A 19,381-nucleotide genomic window follows, 5' to 3' on the forward strand; every position below is an offset into this window, starting at 1 on the left:
AAAATAAATTATAAACCTATTAAATAACCAAAAAAATGGCAGAATCTAAACAACAACAGACCGCATTAGGCGATGTTGCAGCAAGACAACTCGCGATTGCAACACGTACCGTACCCCAAATTGGAACCACTTCTCCACGCTGGCTAACGCATCTTTTGCATTGGACACCTGTAGAATCGGGAGTTTTTCGTTTGAACAAAGTAAAAAATGCCAACCACATTGAAGTCGATTGTTCTGCACGCGACGAAAGAGTTTTACCAAACACTTTTGTTGATTATATCGAAAATCCAAGAGAGTACAATCTTGCCGCCGTTCAGACTATTGTAGAAGTTCACACTCGAGTTTCTGACTTGTACAGTAAGCCTTATAATCAAATTTCTGAACAGCTACGTTTGGCAATAGAAACTATTAAAGAACGTCAGGAAAGTGAATTAATCAACAACAAAGATTACGGATTATTGAGCAACGTTGCTCCCTCGCAAATCATAAAAACCCGCACAGGCGCACCAACTCCAGATGATTTAGACGAATTGCTGACAAAAGTCTGGAAAGAACCAGGTTTCTTTTTGCTTCATCCGTTGGCGATTGCCGCTTTTGGACGCGAATGTACGCGCAGAGGAGTTCCACCGCCAACTGTATCATTATTTGGTTCTCAATTTTTGACGTGGAGAGGAATTCCGCTTATTCCATCAGATAAATTGCCAATCGTAAAAGGAAAATCAAAAATCATTTTATTACGTACGGGTGAAAGCCGTCAAGGCGTAATTGGACTGATTCAGCCGGGATTACAAGGCGAACAATCTCCAGGATTATCTGTTCGTTTTATGGGAATTAATGAAAAAGCGATTGCTTCTTACCTAGTTTCACTTTATTGTTCTTTAGCCATTTTGGTTGATGATGCCATCGCTGTTTTAGAGGATGTCGAAATAGGAAAGTATCATGAATACAAATACTAACATAAACGGTTTGCCAAACATTGACGAGCTGCAAAAATTAGCCAACGAACTGTTCAGTACTTTGCCCAACGAATTTCCAAAGGAAATCTCATTGAGTCCAGACAAAAACGAACATCCGCGGGCTACAAAAATTGCAGAAACACTGCTGGAGGCCGGAAATGTAAATTCAATAAATGCATTTCCTGCTTATAGTCCGTCACATGTTTTGCCTGTACAACATTCTTTCAGCGGTTTTGGAGTTTCTCCATCTGTAGCAAATTATGGAAATACAGGCGCTTCGGTTTTGTATCCAAATGCTGGCGCTGGATTTTCTCCACAAAAAGAAAATTCTTTTGACAGCATTCACGATGACAACGGTTTAAACATTAATAATCCGCAAACAGGTTTTCATGATATCAATTTAAAAAACAGCGACGCTCCTCAGCTTAAGGAGGAATCTTTGTTTTCGTCGTTGCTTTTAAACGATCAGTATTTGCCTTTTCAGAGTGAAAATTCTTCTTTTGAAAATGAATTAAAAGCGGCCTTAGAAAGTGTGGATACTTTTTTCCGAAAAAGATCTGATTTTCCGTCAAGCGGAAATGAAAATTCGTATTATTTTTTAGAGCAGAATCCGTTCGCTTATTCAAAAAATACAAATGCGATTGTAGGAAGTTCTTTGGGAACAAATCCATTAAGTGGCAGTACAAGCTCACATTTCAATGCCGAATTAATCAAAAAAGATTTTCCAATTCTGAATGAAACCGTAAACGGAAAACCTTTAGTTTGGTTTGATAATGCGGCAACTACTCAAAAACCAAAATCGGTTATTGATCGAATTGCATATTTCTATGAACATGAAAATTCAAACATTCATCGTGCAGCGCATGAATTGGCAGCACGTGCTTCTGATGCTTATGAAGCCGCTCGCGAAAAAGTAAAAACCTTTTTGAATGCTTCATCTGTAAACGAAATTGTTTTTGTTCGTGGTGCTACTGAAGGAATAAATCTTGTCGCTTCGACTTGGGGCGATCAAAATTTAAATTCTGGAGACGAAATTATTGTCAGCAATTTAGAACATCATGCGAACATTGTTCCGTGGAAAAGATTGGCTGATAAAAAAGGATTAAAACTTCGCGTAATTCCAGTCGACGATGATGGTCAGATTTTGCTCGACGAATATGAAAAACTGTTGAATTCAAAAACGCGATTGGTTGCTTTTACACAAGTTTCAAATGCTTTGGGAACAATAACTCCCGCCAAAAAAATAACCGAAATGGCTCATGCTACAGGTGCAAAAGTTTTAATTGACGGAGCACAATCTGTTTCACACATGAAAGTTGATGTTCAGGATTTGAATCCCGATTGGCTGGTATTTTCAGGACATAAACTTTTTGGCCCAACGGGAATTGGAGCGTTATACGGAAAAGAAGATTTATTGAACGAAATGCAACCGTATCAATCTGGCGGAAACATGATTCAGGATGTAACTTTTGAGGAAATAAAATACCACAAAGCACCCAATCGTTTTGAAGCTGGAACGGGAAATATTGCCGATGCAATTGGTCTTGGCGCAGCAATTGATTACGTAACAAAACTTGGAATTGAGGCAATTGGACAATATGAGCATTATTTGCTTGAATATGCAACAAGACAGCTGAAAGAAATTCCGGGTGTCAGATTGATTGGCACAGCAAAAGAAAAAGCGAGTGTATTATCTTTTAATTTGCAAGGTTATACAAACGATCAAGTTGGTCAAGCTTTAAACAAAGAAGGTGTCGCAGTTCGAACCGGACATCATTGTGCACAACCAATTTTGCGTAGAATGGGAGTTGAAACTACAGTTCGACCTTCTTTAGCATTTTATAATACGACACAAGATGTCGATACTTTTATCAGAACCTTATGGGAACTTAAAAAAGTTAAATTCTAAAATATTGAGAATAGCTTCTCAACAATAATAATTACTTTTTTTTGATATTTTGAGTAATTATAATCCAAAGCGACTGTTTTCCTGAACAGTCGCTTTTTTACTTTAAAATTTCCACTAGCAGGGATTTATTTCACATTTTGTTAGAAAAAACACATTTTTTAGCTGAATTTATGTTAATTCAATTCATTTATCACACAAAATAAAAAGTTTCGTTTAAAAATTAATCAATTTATTACATCCTTTTTTACAAATTCAAGCTTTTTAGGCTTCAAATGTTATAAATAATACAAAAATAAATAATAATGTTATATTTAATGTTAAAAACAAGCTTTTGCTTAACATTAATTTAAGATATTTGAAAGAACTAATTCAAACACTATAAAAAATGAAAATTAATTTAAAGCATTTTTTGTGGCTAATGCTCGTTTTAAGCGTGCAAATAGCTGTGGCTCAAGGAGGGTCAATTTCTGGAACCGTAACAGACAGTAAGGGAGTTCCTATTCCAGGAGTAAATATTGTATTAAAAGGAACAAAAATCAGCACTCAGACTGATTTTGATGGAAATTTTAAAATTCAAGCCAATACTGGCGATGTTTTAGTTGCCAGTTATGTTAGTTTTGCTACTGTCGAGGTAAAAGCCTCAAATGCTATGACAATCAAAATGGTTGAAACGCAAAATGAACTTGAAGCCGTTCTTGTGGTAGGTTACGGTACACAATCAAAAAAGAATTTAACTGATAATATAGCTCGTGTAACAGCAAAAGATATTCAACAAGTACCTGTTGCAAACGTACAAAATGCGTTAGTAGGTAAACTAGCCGGAGTACAAATTACACAAACAAATGGTAAAGTTGAAGGAGGAATGAACATTAGAGTTCGCGGAGCTGCGAGTATTAGCGCTAGCACACAGCCTTTGTATGTTTTAGATGGGATTCCGCTTATTACAGATGACGAATCTAGCAATGGAGCACCAACAAATCCATTGTTGACATTAAGCCCTAACGAAATCGAATCAATTGACGTTTTAAAAGATGCTTCTTCTGCGGCAATTTATGGAGCTCGTGGAGCTAATGGAGTTGTCATCATTACAACTAAAAAAGGTAAAGAAGGAAAAGGAAATTTCTCTTTAAACTTCTCTCAAGGTATCAGTGAAGCCACTCACACTAAAAAATTCCTGAATGCAAAGCAATATGTTGAATTATTGCAAGAAGCTGGACGAAATGTTGATGATTTAGAATCTGTTGAAGATGAATTGGACTATTTATCTCAAGGAACAGATTGGCGAAACGGAGAAATCGATACGAATTGGCAAGATATCGCTTTGCGTACAGGTTACACTACTGATGCCGATTTTTCTGTATCTGGAGGTGATGATAAAACAAAATATTTCTTTGCAGGAGCTTACAACAATACTACGGGAATTGTTGACAGCAATGATTTAGAAAGAATAACGGCGAGATCAAACGTATCTCATAAAATTACAGACCATTTTACAGCCGGAATGAATATTGGTTTCTCAAGATCAGTTATCAATAGGGTTCAAGATGACAATTCATTCTCTACTCCTATGCAATCTCTTGCTCAGGCTCCAATTTCGCAAGCAAGATTAGACGATGGTACTCCAAATCCAAATACGGAGTATGTCAATTATTTATTGGCAAAAGACAATACTTCTTGGAAAACTATTATGAGAAGAGTTACAGGAAAAATATTCGGAGAATTAAAACTGGTAAAAGGATTGAAATTCAATTCTGATTTTGCTTATGACTTACTGACTCAGACCGAGGATTATTGGCAAGGCAAAAATGCTCCTTTTATGGCAACTGACGGAGCTGTATTTGCAAGTTCTGTAAATACTGAAAGCTATATTTTTAGTAATTACTTTACATATGACCTTACTTTTGCTGAAAACCATACTATCAATGCTGTTGCCGGTATGGAATTCAACAAATACAACAGAAGATACCAAGACGTAAACAGTATTTATTTTCCAAATGACAATTTTCATACTGTTGATGGTGGTGCAGAAGTTAATGAAGGACATGGTTCTGAAACAGACTATGCCTTTGTTTCTCAATTCGGGCGTTTCAATTATAGCTTCAAAAACAAGTATCTTTTCAAAGCAAGTATCCGTCGTGATGGATCATCTCGTTTTGGAAAAAATGAAAGATTTGCGGTTTTCCCTGCATTTTCTGCCGGTTGGGTTATGTCGCAGGAAGAATTCTTGAAAGACAATACTGTTTTAAGTTATTTAAAATTAAAAGCTAGCTGGGGTCAAGTTGGAAATGCAGAAGTAGGTAACTTTGCGTCACGCCAATTGTACAGACCTAGCTCTTACAACTTAAAATCGGGATTGACTTTTAGCCAAGCTGGAAATGATAATCTTACTTGGGAAAAATCATCTCAAACAGATGTTGGAGTTGAAGTTGGTTTCATCAACAAAATTAATTTGGAAGTAGATTATTATGATAAACGTACTGATGGTCTTCTTTTTGCAAAACCTTTGGCTTTAAGCTCTGGTGCTACATCAATCAATACAAACATTGGAGAAATAAAAAGCAACGGATTTGAATTTACTTTGAACACAAAAAATGTTGAAACAGAAAAATTCAAATGGACAACTAGTTTCAACCTGACAACAAACCAATCGAAAGTAAAATCACTTCCAAATAATAATACTGATGTGATTAGCAATTATAACATCAACCGTGTTGGGGAAAACATTTCATCATTTTATTTAGTTGAATACGCGGGCGTTGATCCTGCAAATGGAGATGCTCTTTTTGTAAAAAACACTGTAAATGCTGACGGAAATCTTGATAAAAGCACTACTAACGATTACAGCGAAGCTAAAAGAATCGTTGCCGGAAATCCTTTCCCAACTTTAATGTCTGGATTGACCAATACGATGAATTATAAAAATTTTGACTTTAACTTTACCTTTCAAGGCGAATGGGGAGCGAGCATTTACAACTCGGCAGGAATTTATATGTCGACTGCTGCAGATTATTTTGACAACCAAACCGCAGATCAGCTAAATCGTTGGCAAAATCCAGGCGATATCACAAATGTGCCTCAAGCTAGATTTGGAGGTTCAAACGGAACACAGGAATCCACTCGTTATCTAGACAAAGCCGATTTTATTCGTTTACGCAACGTTACACTAGGTTATTCATTACCTAAAGAAACTGTACAAAAAGCAGGAATGAGTAATTTAAGAATTTATTTTACAGCTGTAAACTTGCTTACTTTTACAAATTATGAAGGAACAGATCCAGAAGCAAGAAGAGATGACTCAGGAATTGGAGAGGATTTTTACTCTGCGCCGCCTGCAAGAACTATGGCAATTGGAGTAAATATTAATTTTTAAAAAGAACAAAATGAAAGCAAATAAATTAATCTTACTTATAATTTTCGCAGTCTTTTTTACAAGCTGTGAAGATCAATTAAATTTAGACCCTAAGCAGGCTGAAGATGCATCGGTTACATTGAGTACCGAGGAAGGTATTACAAATATACTAACAGGAACTTATGCGATTGCCGCAAACGGAAATGGTTACGGCGGAAGAGTTTTGCTTTATGCTGATTTACTTGGCGTGACAGGTACATTAAGCACTACCGACTTAAGATGGAGAGGAACTTATGGCGAGCTTAGACAAATGTACCTTAAGACAATGGTGTCTAACAACGTAATTATTGAAGGAACATATTCTAGACTTTATTCAATGATCAATGCTGCAAATACTGTTATTGAAAACATTGACAAAGTAAAAGATCCGGGCAAACAAGCTGTTATGATTGGAGAAGCAAATTTTTTAAGATCATTAGCTTATTTTGACTTGGTTCGATTTTTTGCAAAACCTTATGTAGCTGGACAAGCTAACTCTCAATTGGGAGTTGTTATCAGGCCTAATGCTATTTATGATTTTAGTGCAGATCTTTCAAAAGAAAGAAGCACTGTCGATGAAGTTTATAAAGTAATTATTGATGGATTAAACTTGGCTTATACTAATCTTCCTGAAGAAAACGGTTTTTATGCCGACAAATATTCAGCTAAGGCTTTGCTAGCAAGAGTTTATCTGCAACAGCAAAATTACGCCGCAGCAAGAGATGCAGCAAATGACGTTATAGAAAATAGTGGCCATGCATTATCTGCAAAATATGCTGATGCATTCAATCATGATACAGACAAACCAGAAGATGTTTTTGCCATTCAAATTACAAAACAAACCGGTTTGAATGATATGGTGACTTTTTACGCTTCTGAAGGAAATGGAGGCCGTGGTGGAGATTTCTCTATCAGAAACGCTTATTTAGCTAAATTCAGCGATCCTGACGATAGAGCAGTTTTCAATTATGTTAATGACGATAACGGAAGACTTTTGACTTCTAAATTTACAGATCAGTTTGGAGATGTGCCGCTTATTCGTTTAGCTGAAATGTATTTAATACGAGCCGAAAGCAATTTACGTGCAGGAACTGCCGTTGGAAATACACCGCTTGACGATATCAATATTATTCGTTCAAGAGCAAACGCTGATGAATTGACAACCGTAACTGTTGATGATATTTTGTTAGAGCGCCAATTAGAATTAGGAATGGAAGGGTTTTTAATTCACGACATCCGCAGAACAAAACAATCTATTGATATCAGTACTGATGGAGATGGTTCAGATTTGATTCCGTATGACGCAAATAGATTGGTATTCCCTATTCCTCTTAAAGAAATGGATGCAAACAAAAAAATTACTCAAAATCCAGGTTATGGAAGCTAATTTTTTTAAGATTCTAAGATACTAAGACGCTAAGGTTCTGAGTTTTTTTTGAACATAAAAAAAGGTTCAAAGATTTATAGTTATTCTATAAATCTTTGAACCTTTCTAATAAAAATCTAAGAGTCTTAGCAACTTAGTATCTTAGCAACTTATAATCTTTTACTTAAACTCATTCAAAGATTTCTCAATAATTTCAAGACATTCCTGAATTTGAGTCTCAGTCATTACCAATGGCGGCGCAAATCTAATTTTATTTCCGTGGGTTGGTTTTGCCAATAATCCGTTGTCTCTAAATTTCAAGCAGATTTCCCAAGCCAAATCAGACTCTTCATCGCTATTGATTACAATTGCATTCAAAAGTCCTTTTCCACGAACCAACTTAATCAAATCATTTCTTTCGGCAATTTCATTTAAACCTTTTCTCAAAATTGCACCAAGATATTCTGCATTTTCAGCTAGTTTTTCTTCTTTTACAACTTCCAGAGCCGCAATCGCCACCGCTGCCGCAACAGGATTTCCACCAAAAGTAGATCCGTGTTGACCCGGTTTAATCACATTCATGATTTCGTTATTCGTCAAAACTGCCGAAACCGGATAAACACCACCTGAAATTGCTTTTCCTAAAATCAAAACATCAGGTTGTACATTTTCGTGGTGAACTGCCAATAATTTTCCTGTACGCGCAATTCCAGTTTGAACTTCATCGGCAATAAACAAAACATTATGTTTTTCGCACAATGATTTTGCTTTCGCCAAATAACCTTCTGACGGAACATAAACTCCAGCTTCGCCCTGAATTGGTTCAACTAAAAATCCAGCAATATTTTTGGATGATTCCAAAGCTTTTTCAAGAGCTTCAAGATTATCGTATTCAATTTTTATAAATCCATCAGTAAATGGTCCGAAGTTTTTACGCGCCGTTTCATCATTTGAAAATGAAATGATTGTAGTGGTTCTTCCATGAAAATTGTTTTCACACACAATCACTTGCGCTTGATTCTCAGGAATTCCTTTTACTTCATAAGCCCATTTTCTGCATATTTTAAGTGCGGTTTCAACAGCTTCAGCACCAGTATTCATTGGAAGAACTTTATCAAAACCAAAATATTTCGTAATATATTCCTCGTAATTTCCTAATTTATCATTGTAAAAAGCGCGAGAAGTCAAAGTCAGTTTTTGCGCCTGATCCACCATTGCTTTTACAATTTTTGGATGACAGTGACCTTGATTCACAGCAGAATAAGCCGATAGGAAATCAAAATATTTTTTTCCGTCAACATCCCATACATATACTCCTTCACCTCTTTCTAAAACCACAGGAAGCGGATGATAATTATGAGCTCCGTATTTATTCTCTTTTTCGATCAAAACTTCAGATTTTGATGAAAGTATGTTTTCTGTATGTGTCATAATATGTTATTTTTTCAAACACAAAAATATCAAAAAAACTCAAATACAATACAAAAAAGTAAAAATTAAATTTATATTTCACAAAAATAAGTCAAATTTGCTTTTTAAAAACGATTTTAAAATCAAATTCACATATCAATATTTCAATTTTATTCCTGATTATTGAAAAAAAATGTTACTTTTATCAATCAGTTTGATTTCGTAATGGTAAAGTCCCTACGGGACAAAATAGGTGAATTCATATATTTTTCTACCGATATTTCATCTCTACGAGATTGAATTGCGGAACATTGATTTCTTTTTAAATACCCCGATAGGGGTTTAATATTGGTAGAAAAAAAATAGATCATAATCAAAATGTCCCATAGGGACTAAATAATAAAAAACAAAGAATGGATATTTTAGACGAATTCGATATTAAAATACTGAAAGAATTAGAAAAAGATGGAAGAATGGCTTTTTCTGCCATTGCAACCAATTTGAAAATTTCAAACACAATGGTGCATCAGCGTGTAAACCGAATGATCGAACAAGGGGTTATTGGTGGAATTAAACCCATTATTCAAGAAAAAAATATCGGCTTTGATTGGGCATCTTTTACCGGAATCACATTAAATAAAGATTCTGATTCTGACCGAATTATCGAAGAAATGAAAAAAATTCCTGAAATTACAGAATGCTACTATGTTACAGGTTCTTTCACGCTTTACATAAAAATTGTGGCAAAAAACCACGAACACATGCGAAAAATTCTTTACGAGAAAATCGACAACATTCCCGGAATTGCTAAAACTGATTCGATTATAGAATTAGGTTGTGCTTTTAAAAGAAATATTTCACTATAAATCTTCTGTTTTGGCTTCTAAAGTTTTTACGATAACTCACCTCATTAAACGATAAACCATGAAAAACAAGTTGCTTTCTAAATTTCAAATTCAGAAAATAATTATCCTTTTCTTATTATTTTCAACTTATTTGTTGCAGGCTCAAAATCCAAAAGGGAAATTATTCATCATTGGTGGAGGCGACCGCTCTGACGAATTAATGAAACAAGTTTTGGCTGTAGCCGAATTAGGAAAAAAAGATTATATCGTGGTTTTGCCTATGTCAAGTGAAGAACCTGACAGCTCTTTTATTTTCTTTAAAAAACAAATGGTGAAATTGACGCAAAACCCAATTGTAATGCTGAATTTCAATAAAGAAACTGCCCAAAATAAAAAACTGACAGATTCTGTTCAAAAAGCAAAACTGATTTTCATAAGTGGAGGCGATCAAACTCGTTTTATGACTGTGGCTCATAATACTCCTATAAAAACGGCGATTCAAAAAGCTTATGAAAACGGAAGCATAATTTCTGGAACCAGCGCCGGAGCGGCCGTTATGTCTGAAAAAATGATTACTGGAAACCAAAAATTAGAAAAAGAATATACCGGAACTTTTGATAATATTCGTTACGATAATCTGGAAACTGCTGAAGGTTTAGGCTTATTGAAAACTGCCGTAATCGATCAGCATTTTTTAAAAAGAAACCGTTACAACAGATTAATTTCTGCTTTAGTCGAATTTCCAAATTTGACCGGAATTGGAATTGATGAAGCGACAGCAATTATCGTTCGAAATAATGAAGTTGAAGTTGCGGGAGAAAGTGAAGTCATTGTTGTTCGTAATCCAAAAGGGATTTTAAAATCCACGAAAAACAATCTTATATCCATCGAAAATCTGCAAATGAGCATTTATACGGCTGGACAAAAATTTAAAATCAAATAAGCATGCATAATTATCCTAAACTATTAAAATCCTTCTTTTTCATTTGTCTGAGTTTTCAAATTTCGGCACAAAAAATTAATACAAAAGAGATTGCCCGATTAGAAAATCTCGCCAAAAAAGTTACCATTATTAGGGATAATTGGGGAATTCCGCATGTTTATGGAAAAACGGATGCCGATGCTGTTTTTGGATTACTATACGCTCAATGCGAAGATGATTTTAAGAGAATTGAGATGAATTACATTGAAAAACTGGGACGACTTTCTGAAATAAAAGGACAATCAGTTTTGTATAATGATTTAGAAATTAAACTGTTAATCGATGTAAACGAAGCTAAATCCGATTATAAAAAAGCTCCAGAATGGCTCAAAAAGCTTTTGAACAGTTATGCAGATGCGATCAACTTTTATTTGTACAAACATCCAGAAGTAAAACCAGCACTTTTAACACATTTTGAACCATGGTTTCCATTACTTTGGACTGACGGAAGTATAGGCGCCATTAGCACTGCAGATCTTTCAACAGCCGAATTAAAAGCTTTTTATTCTGGAAATAATGATAAAGTGGCTTACGTAGAAAGAGAAAAATACGTTCAGACCGGCTCAAACGGATTTGCATTTGCTCCATCAAAAACCGCTGACGGAAATGCGATTCTTTACATAAATCCACATACCACTTTTTATTTTAGACCCGAAGTACAAATGACGAGCGAAGAAGGCTTGAATGTTTACGGTGCGGTAACTTGGGGACAATTCTTTATTTATCAAGGCTTCAACGAAAATTGTGGTTGGATGCATACGTCATCAAATGTGGATGTAGCCGATATGTATGCCGAAAAAATCGTCGACAAAAAAGGAAAATTATTTTATGAATTTGACAACAAGCTTTTACCTGTAATCGAGAAAGAAATCACGATCAATTATAAAGAAAATGGAAAATTGATTCCGAAAAAATTCAAAACCTATTTTACTAACAACGGCCCGATTATGGCGAAACGTGACGGAAAATGGATCAGCTTAAAATCGAATAATAGATCGATGCCAAGTTTGATTCAGAGTTGGGTTCGAACAAAATCGAAGAGTTTTGAGGATTACAAAAAAGCAATGGATTTAAAAGCCAATACCTCAAACAATACGGTTTATGCAGACAACAAAGGAAACATTGCCTATTGGCATGGGAATTTTATTCCGATTCGTGATAAAAAATTAAATTGGTCAAAAGTCGTTGATGGCTCAACATCTGCAACGCAATGGAAAGGACTGCATGAGGTTGATGAAACTGTTCATGTTTACAATCCGGTTAATGGCTGGTTGCAAAACTGCAACTCCAGTCCTTTTTCTGTTGCTGGAGAAAACAGTCCTAAAAAATCAGATTATATTCCATACATGGCGCCAGATGGAGAAAATTTCAGAGGCGTGAACGCCGTTAGAATTTTCAGCAAAGGAAGCAATTACACTTTAGACAAAGTAATAGCTGATGGTTATGATTCGAAATTATCCATTTTCGAAATCTTGATTCCGAGTTTAGTAAATGTTTTTGAAAAGAATGTAAAACCAGAATCTCCAGAATTTGCAACTTTAAAAGAACCAATTGCACTATTAAAAAATTGGGATTATTATGCCAAAGAAAATTCTGTTGCAACCACACTAGCCGTTGAATGGGCATATAAATTAAACCCAATTATTTTGAAAGCTTATGTTGACGAAGGCGAAAAAGATCAAGTTGAAAACACGAAGAATTTTGCAAAAAATGCTACGGCTGACCAAATGATTCCGCAATTGCAAACTGTTTTGAAAGAATTGGAAACAAAATTTGGAACTTGGCAAGTGGCTTGGGGCGAAATCAACCGTTTTCAGCGTTCTAGTGGCGATATTGATTTAAAATATGATGATAACAAACCTAGTTTACCTATTGGTTACGGCCCTGGCTCTTGGGGAAGTTTGCCTTCTTTCAAAAGCAGTTACCAAAACAATTCAAAAAAGCGTTATGGTTATAATGGAAACAGTTTTATCTGCGCAGTTGAATTTGGCCCAAAAATTAAAGCAAAATCATTATTAGCCGGCGGTAATAGCGGAGATGCAAACTCAAAACATTTCACCGATCAAGCCGAAATGTATCAAAAAGGACAGTTTAAAGAGGTTCTGTTTTACAAAGAAGATGTCCTTAAAAATGCCGAAAAAACATATCATCCGGGAGAATAATTCCGTTAAAAAAACACTTTTTACAAACCTTGGAAGAACTTTCTTCTGAGGTTTTTTTATAAGAGAATATTTCTGATATTTGTTTAAAATTGTAAAACAAATGAAAAATCCATTTCTCTTTATCTTTGCTACTATTCTGTTTTCTAACACTATAAGCGCACAATTAAAATCCGTAAAATATGCTGACGGAAGCCAAGCATTAAACGGATTATCGATCAAACCTGCCAAAAAAAGCAGCAACAATCCAGGTATTTTGTTGCTTCCAGCATGGCTGGGAATCGATACTGCTTCTAAAAAATATGCTGAAGACTTATCAAAACTAGGTTATCATGTTTTTATCGCAGACATTTATGGCGAAGGCAACTATCCTAAAAATACTTCTGAAGCAGGAAAACAAGCAGGTTTTTATAAAACCAATTACGAGGCGTATCAAAAAAGAATCAACGTTGCCTTGCAGGAATTAATCAAATCTGGGGCAAATGCTGATAATATTGTAGTAATTGGTTATTGTTTTGGCGGAACAGGAGTTCTTGAAGCTGCACGCGGACATTTGAATGTAAAAGGAGTTGTTTCTTTTCACGGAGGCTTAGGCAAAGATGCCAAAAGACCTACAGAACCTATTACTGCTAAAGTTTTGGTTTGCCATGGCGCGGATGATCCATTTGTTCCAAAAGAAGAAATCACTGCTTTTCAACAAGAAATGCGTGATTCAAAAGCCGATTGGCAAATGATTTATTATGCAAATTCTGTTCACTCATTTACAAATCCAGAAGCAGGAAATGACAATTCAAAAGGTGCAGCCTATAATGCTGTAGCCGCAAAAAGATCTTTTGATCATTTGCTTCTTTTCTTGAATGAAGTCCTAAAAAAATAAATCTTTAACGAACCAAAAAACACCAAATCAACAACATTAACCAATGTCACATAACAAAATTAGAGAAGACAAAACCTGCCTAAACTGCAGGCATGTAGTCGAGCAAAAGTTTTGTCCAAACTGCGGACAGGAAAACAGCGATACGCGCAAAACTTTCCATCATCTATTCGTTCATTTTTTTGAAGATTTAACGCATTATGAAAATGCTTTTTGGAAAACGATTAAAAACTTACTTTTAAAGCCTTCCACTTTAACTAAGGAATATCTTTCAGGAAAAAGATTGTCGTATTTAGCGCCAGTACGTCTTTATATTTTTATCAGTTTTATTACCTTTCTTTTAATTGCATTATTTCCAAATCATGTCGGTGAAGAGCTTACGAAAAGTGACAAGGAAATCACATCCAATTTCGAAAATACAAATACAAAAGAAAAAGACGAAAAAGAAAAAGATGGGAAAGAAAAAAACTGGAAAGAAAAGTCCTATATCAAGTCAAAAACATTGGACAAGTCTTATTTTCAGTTGAAAACAATGAAAGAGATCGACTCCATTCAAAAATTTGGCAAAGAAAATGAAAAACTTTCTGATTTTGAATATTGGGTCTATGAAAAAGCGACACATGTCACCGAAAACAATACAAAGAAAGAAATTATAGAAAAATTCATAGAATCTTTCATTCATAATATTCCGAAAATACTATTTATTATAATGCCATTTTTTGCCTTTTTCTTATGGATTTTTCATAGCAAAAAAAGATGGTATTATTTTGATCACGGAATTTTCACGCTTCATTATTTTTCATTTTTGCTTTTGATATTCCTCATTTTATTTATTGTCAACAAAATAGCTGGAATATTTGAAGGAAATGGTCCAATTTCAGCTGTAGCAAACCTCATCAACTTTGTGGGAATTGTTTGGATGTGTTACTATTTTTATCCAGCTCATCACCGATTTTATGGAGAAAGCCGATTTGTTTCATTTGTTAAAAGTGCATTTCTTTTTGTTATAAATTCGCTTTTTATTCTATTTTTACTCATATTCTATGTTTTATACATATTCATTAATTTACACTAACCGAAAATGAAAAAAATTGTAATTCTGTTATTAATTGCTTCGGCGTTTTCATGTAAAAATGCACAGTCAGTTGCTTCAAAAGACAACTCAGACCCAACAAAATACATGAATGCGATCACGGCAAAAGACTTAAAAAAAATGCTTTATGTTGTTGCCTCTGATGAAATGGAAGGTCGCGAAACTGGTTCGAAAGGACAAAAGAAAGCGGGGCTTTACATGATCGAGCAATACAAAAAAAATAAAATCTCGTTCCCGAAAGGAGCAACGGATTACTACCAGCATATTCCGGCATCATTTTTAAATGCAAGACGCAATGAAAATCTGCCAGATTCAGAAAACATCTGGGCATACATCGAAGGATCTGAAAAACCAGATGAAGTTTTGGTTATTTCTGCTCATTATGACCACGTAGGAATTAAAGACGGAGAAGTGTACAACGGAGCGGACGATGATGGCTCAGGAACTGTTGCTGTTATGGAAATTGCAAAAGCTTTTGCTAAAGCTAAAAAAGAAGGACACGGACCAAAACGTTCTATTTTATTCCTTCACGTAACAGGTGAAGAGCACGGTTTACACGGATCTCGTTTCTATTCTGAAAACCCATTATTCCCAATTGCCAATACCATTACAGACATCAACATTGATATGATTGGTCGTCGCGATGTTGAGCACACAAATACAAACAATTATGTATATGTAATTGGAGCAGATAGATTATCAAGCGAATTGCACAATACTGTTGTGGCTCAAAATGACAAATATGTAAAAATGGACTTGGATTTCAAATTCAACGATCCTAAAGATCCGAATCATTTCTATGAGCGTTCTGACCACTACAACTTTGCAAAACACGGTATTCCATCTGTTTTCTTCTTCAACGGAGTTCACGCAGATTACCATGGAAAAGATGATACTCCAGAAAAAATCGAGTACGATGCTTTAGCAAAAAGAGCTCAATTGGCTTTCGTAGTTGCTTGGGATTTAGCAAATAGAGAAAACAGACCGGTAGTTGATAAGAAATAATCTAAGATGGTAAGGTTCTAAGATACTAAGATTCTGAGATAAAGAAAAAGGGATGAGTTTAAAAACTCATCCCTTTTTTATTTCAATTAATTTCAAATCAAAGAAAAAAAACTTAGCCACTTAGAACCTTAGCATCTTAGCAACTTCATTTAATCATTCATCGAAATCAAAAACTCTTCGTTGTTTCTTGTTTTCTTGAAGCGATCGTTTACAAAATCCATAGATTCTACTGGGTTCATATCTGATAAGTATTTGCGCATGATCCACATTCTTTGCAATGTCTTTTCGTCTAATAACAAGTCGTCACGACGTGTACTTGATGATGTAAGATCGATTGCAGGGAAAATACGTTTATTGGCTATCTTACGATCTAATTGTAATTCCATATTACCCGTTCCTTTAAATTCTTCGAAGATTACCTCGTCCATTTTAGAACCTGTTTCAGTCAATGCCGTTGCAATGATACTTAACGAACCTCCATTTTCAACATTTCTAGCCGCTCCAAAGAAACGTTTTGGCTTTTGCAATGCATTCGCATCGACACCACCACTTAATACTTTTCCAGAAGCCGGTTGCACTGTATTGTAAGCTCTCGCTAAACGTGTAATAGAATCTAAAAGAATCACAACATCATGGCCACATTCTACTAAACGTTTTGATTTTTCAAGAACGATATTAGCAATTTTCACGTGTTCTTGAGGCTCTCTATCAAAAGTAGAAGCGATAACTTCCCCACGAACACTTCTTTGCATATCAGTAACCTCTTCAGGACGCTCATCGATCAATAAAACAATTAGATAAACCTCCGGATGATTTGCCGCAATTGCGTTTGCAATATCTTTCAAAAGCATTGTTTTACCCGTTTTAGGTTGTGCAACGATCATTCCACGTTGTCCTTTTCCTATTGGAGAAAACAAATCGATAATACGCGTTGATATAGAACTGCCTTTTTCGGCTAATTTGAATTTTTCAGAAGGAAAAACTGGTGTCAAGTGTTCAAAAGAAACTCTATCACGAACTACTTGCGGATCGTGACCATTAATTTTAAGTACACGAACTAAAGGGAAAAACTTCTCGCCTTCTTTAGGAGGACGAACCACTCCTTTTACTGTATCTCCGGTTTTTAAACCAAATAATCTGATTTGTGAAGTTGATAAATAAATATCATCTGGAGAAGCTAAATAATTATAATCTGATGAACGTAAAAATCCGTAACCGTCTGGCATCATTTCAAGAACACCTTCACTTTCAATAATTCCGTCAAACTCAAAGTCAGAATCTCTGAAGTTATTATTCTTTTTATTTTTATGATTTGGATTTTGATTTCCGTTGTTCCCATTTCCGTTGCCGTTTCCATTTTGGTTTGGATTCTGATTCGGATTTTGGTTAGGGTTTTGATTTTTATTTTGATTCGGATTTATCTTTTTTGGTTGAGGCGCAGTTTCTGTTTTTTCTGCTGCAACAGGAACTTCAGCACTTTCTTCGGCAACCACCTCTTTTTCAGCAGTTTTAACTGCTTCTTTTTCCTTTTGTAGCGCTACCTTTTTCTCGTATGCCGATTTATTAAATTTTACAATTTTTGGCTCCTTTTTCTCTGCAACAGGTTTTTCTTCATTGCTTTCCTGAACTTTGTCTGCTGTTTGATTCTTCGGAGCAGGCTGATTTTTTGGTTTTGCCGCTACAGGAGTTTCTTTTGTCTCTGTAGTTTCCTCCACTTTATCAAATTCTAAAACTGGAGCATTTTTGGGAGAGGTTGCTTTTTTAGTAGGAGTTATCCTTGCTCTTTTTGGTTTTTCATCTGCAGTTTCCTTTTCAGCCACAGGAGTTGCTGGCGGCGCTGTAGTCGCTTCTTGATGCGCTAAAATCTGAGTGATTAATGCTTCTTTTTTAACACCATTAAACTTTATAGTTTTAGCCAACTTAGCTATTTCTTGAAGCTCAGAAAGCTTCATTTCTTTTAATGCAGAAATATCAAACATGAATGTTCTATGAATTTAATTATTTTAAAGGAAATACTGTAAAAAGTAGGTAGACAAATTATTTCAATTGACCGCAGTATGAAGTGCTTACGGTATTTTGATGCAATAATACGAATAAATTTTAATCATACAATAGTATTTTAAAAAAAGAAAATATATTTTTGTAAAACAATTTCAAGTTATGTTACAACGAATTCAAACCGTATATTTAATTCTTACCTTTGTAATCACAGGGGTTTTAATGTTTTTTATACCGCTTTGGTCATCAAACGGCAAACCTTTCTTCTTTATGCAAGATCAGGTTTACATTGTATTATTAGGATTAAGCACAATGCTCACAATCATGAGTATCATATCATTTAAAAAGAGACAAAATCAGTTTGTGATGAACAGACTGAACATAATATTAAATTTAATTTTATTAGGATTATTTGTATATCGATCACTAAATTTATCTGGAGGAACAGCTACAGCTGCTCCTGAGAAAGGTATTGGGATGTTTCTTCCAATTGTTGCTATCGTGTTATTAGTTTTAGCTAATAAGGCCATCAAAAAGGACGAAGATCTTGTAAAATCTGTAGATCGTTTGAGATAAACCTATAAACTTAATTTTTTGTGCGAAGAAGAACCCGAATTTTATTCGGGTTTTTTTTATGCCTTATATTGTTATAAATCAGACTTAAAGTGTACATCCTAAAAGAAGTTTTCAAGGTAAATTTGCATTTTCAAATTCAAATTATCATGAGACCCAAAATAAGGATTCATCTTGCCGATGATCATCAAGTACTTATTGATGGCTTAACCAATTTACTTCAAACCGTAGAAAATTTCGAAGTTGTTGGTAGCTCTTTAGATGGAAGTACCGTTTATAATGACGTACTTCAAAATAATGCAGAAATTTTGATTCTGGATATCAGCATGCCAGAAAAAGACGGCATCAAAGTTCTCCAAGAATTTCAGGAACAAAAAAGCCAATGCAAAATCATAATTCTTTCTAGCTATGATGATTTAAAAATCATTAAAGAAATCATGAAACTAAACGCAAAAGGATATTTGACAAAAAAATGTGCAGGCGAAAATATCATCGAGGCAATTCATGCGGTTCATCAAGGTCAGGAGTATTTTAGTGATGCTGTGCGAGAAAAAATCTTCAACAGCTTTACACAAAACAATCCAAAACTAAACAAAAAGTCCCATGCCGAAAATCCGATTTTAAGTGCGCGAGAGATTGAAATAATCACTTTGATCTCACTTGAATACAGCGGAAAAGAAATAAGCGAAAAACTTTTCATCAGCATAAACACAGTCGAAACACATCGCAAAAACATTATGAAAAAGTTACAGATAAAAAATACTATTGGGCTGGTTAAATATGCCTTAAAACACAATTTGATTAATCCGTGATTCTTTGAATG

At 34.9% G+C, this 19,381-nt stretch carries 14 protein-coding genes; 12 read left to right on the top strand and 2 right to left on the bottom strand.

What is annotated here, in order from left to right:
• The first annotated feature begins 35 nt into the window (after positions 1-35).
• The 4 genes from SCB73_RS21035 to SCB73_RS21050 all read left to right on the top strand — a co-directional run bounded on the left by SCB73_RS21035 (position 36) and on the right by SCB73_RS21050 (position 7,640).
• Positions 36-956 carry a family 2A encapsulin nanocompartment shell protein gene (locus tag SCB73_RS21035; protein WP_320568122.1) on the top strand — a complete coding sequence of 307 codons (921 nt, stop codon included), beginning with the start codon at positions 36-38 and terminating at the stop codon, positions 954-956.
• Entirely contained in the window at positions 940-2,865 is a 1,926-nt protein-coding gene (locus SCB73_RS21040; RefSeq protein ID WP_320568123.1) for a family 2A encapsulin nanocompartment cargo protein cysteine desulfurase, read from the top strand. The genes SCB73_RS21035 and SCB73_RS21040 overlap by 17 nt, the downstream gene beginning before the upstream one ends.
• A gap of 385 nt (positions 2,866-3,250) precedes the next feature.
• Positions 3,251-6,235, top strand: a complete 2,985-nt coding sequence (locus SCB73_RS21045; RefSeq protein WP_320568124.1) for a SusC/RagA family TonB-linked outer membrane protein — start codon at positions 3,251-3,253, stop codon at positions 6,233-6,235.
• Positions 6,236-6,245: 10 nt separating this feature from the next.
• The gene (locus SCB73_RS21050) at positions 6,246-7,640 is read left to right on the top strand and encodes a RagB/SusD family nutrient uptake outer membrane protein (protein WP_320568125.1); all 1,395 of its coding nucleotides are present in this window, start codon (positions 6,246-6,248) and stop codon (positions 7,638-7,640) included.
• A 159-nt stretch (positions 7,641-7,799) separates the two neighbouring features.
• On the opposite strand, the gene rocD is transcribed toward SCB73_RS21050, so the two are convergent.
• Positions 7,800-9,050 carry an ornithine--oxo-acid transaminase gene (gene rocD / locus SCB73_RS21055; protein WP_320568126.1) on the bottom strand — a complete coding sequence of 417 codons (1,251 nt, stop codon included), beginning with the start codon at positions 9,048-9,050 and terminating at the stop codon, positions 7,800-7,802.
• Between the two features lie 392 nt (positions 9,051-9,442).
• Here rocD and SCB73_RS21060 point away from each other — a divergent pair, with 392 nt between their 5' ends.
• The 6 genes from SCB73_RS21060 to SCB73_RS21085 all read left to right on the top strand — a co-directional run bounded on the left by SCB73_RS21060 (position 9,443) and on the right by SCB73_RS21085 (position 15,987).
• The gene (locus SCB73_RS21060; RefSeq protein ID WP_320568127.1) at positions 9,443-9,895 is read left to right on the top strand and encodes an Lrp/AsnC family transcriptional regulator; all 453 of its coding nucleotides are present in this window, start codon (positions 9,443-9,445) and stop codon (positions 9,893-9,895) included.
• Between the two features lie 58 nt (positions 9,896-9,953).
• Positions 9,954-10,817 carry a cyanophycinase gene (locus tag SCB73_RS21065; RefSeq protein WP_320568128.1) on the top strand — a complete coding sequence of 288 codons (864 nt, stop codon included), beginning with the start codon at positions 9,954-9,956 and terminating at the stop codon, positions 10,815-10,817.
• Positions 10,818-10,819: 2 nt separating this feature from the next.
• Positions 10,820-13,018 carry a penicillin acylase family protein gene (locus tag SCB73_RS21070; protein WP_320568129.1) on the top strand — a complete coding sequence of 733 codons (2,199 nt, stop codon included), beginning with the start codon at positions 10,820-10,822 and terminating at the stop codon, positions 13,016-13,018.
• A gap of 100 nt (positions 13,019-13,118) precedes the next feature.
• Entirely contained in the window at positions 13,119-13,892 is a 774-nt protein-coding gene (locus SCB73_RS21075; RefSeq protein WP_320568130.1) for a dienelactone hydrolase family protein, read from the top strand.
• Positions 13,893-13,935: 43 nt separating this feature from the next.
• The gene (locus SCB73_RS21080; RefSeq protein WP_320568131.1) at positions 13,936-14,964 is read left to right on the top strand and encodes a DUF3667 domain-containing protein; all 1,029 of its coding nucleotides are present in this window, start codon (positions 13,936-13,938) and stop codon (positions 14,962-14,964) included.
• A gap of 6 nt (positions 14,965-14,970) precedes the next feature.
• The gene (locus SCB73_RS21085) at positions 14,971-15,987 is read left to right on the top strand and encodes a M28 family peptidase (RefSeq protein WP_320568132.1); all 1,017 of its coding nucleotides are present in this window, start codon (positions 14,971-14,973) and stop codon (positions 15,985-15,987) included.
• Between the two features lie 149 nt (positions 15,988-16,136).
• Here the strand turns inward: SCB73_RS21085 and rho are convergent, their stop codons facing one another.
• Positions 16,137-17,966, bottom strand: coding sequence for a transcription termination factor Rho (gene rho, locus SCB73_RS21090; RefSeq protein ID WP_320568133.1), 1,830 nt, complete (start codon positions 17,964-17,966; stop codon positions 16,137-16,139).
• 181 nt (positions 17,967-18,147) lie between these two features.
• On the opposite strand from rho, the gene SCB73_RS21095 reads away from it, so the two are divergent.
• Together SCB73_RS21095 and SCB73_RS21100 are read left to right on the top strand one after the other, a co-directional pair.
• Complete coding sequence (locus tag SCB73_RS21095) at positions 18,148-18,561, top strand: DUF4293 domain-containing protein (RefSeq protein WP_320568134.1); 414 nt, start codon at positions 18,148-18,150, stop codon at positions 18,559-18,561.
• Positions 18,562-18,707: 146 nt separating this feature from the next.
• Entirely contained in the window at positions 18,708-19,370 is a 663-nt protein-coding gene (locus SCB73_RS21100) for a response regulator transcription factor (RefSeq protein WP_320568135.1), read from the top strand.
• Positions 19,371-19,381 lie beyond the last annotated feature (11 nt).

It is taken from the genome of Flavobacterium sp. KACC 22761 (genome assembly GCF_034058155.1).
In the GTDB taxonomy this organism is placed as follows: Bacteria; Bacteroidota; Bacteroidia; order Flavobacteriales; family Flavobacteriaceae; genus Flavobacterium.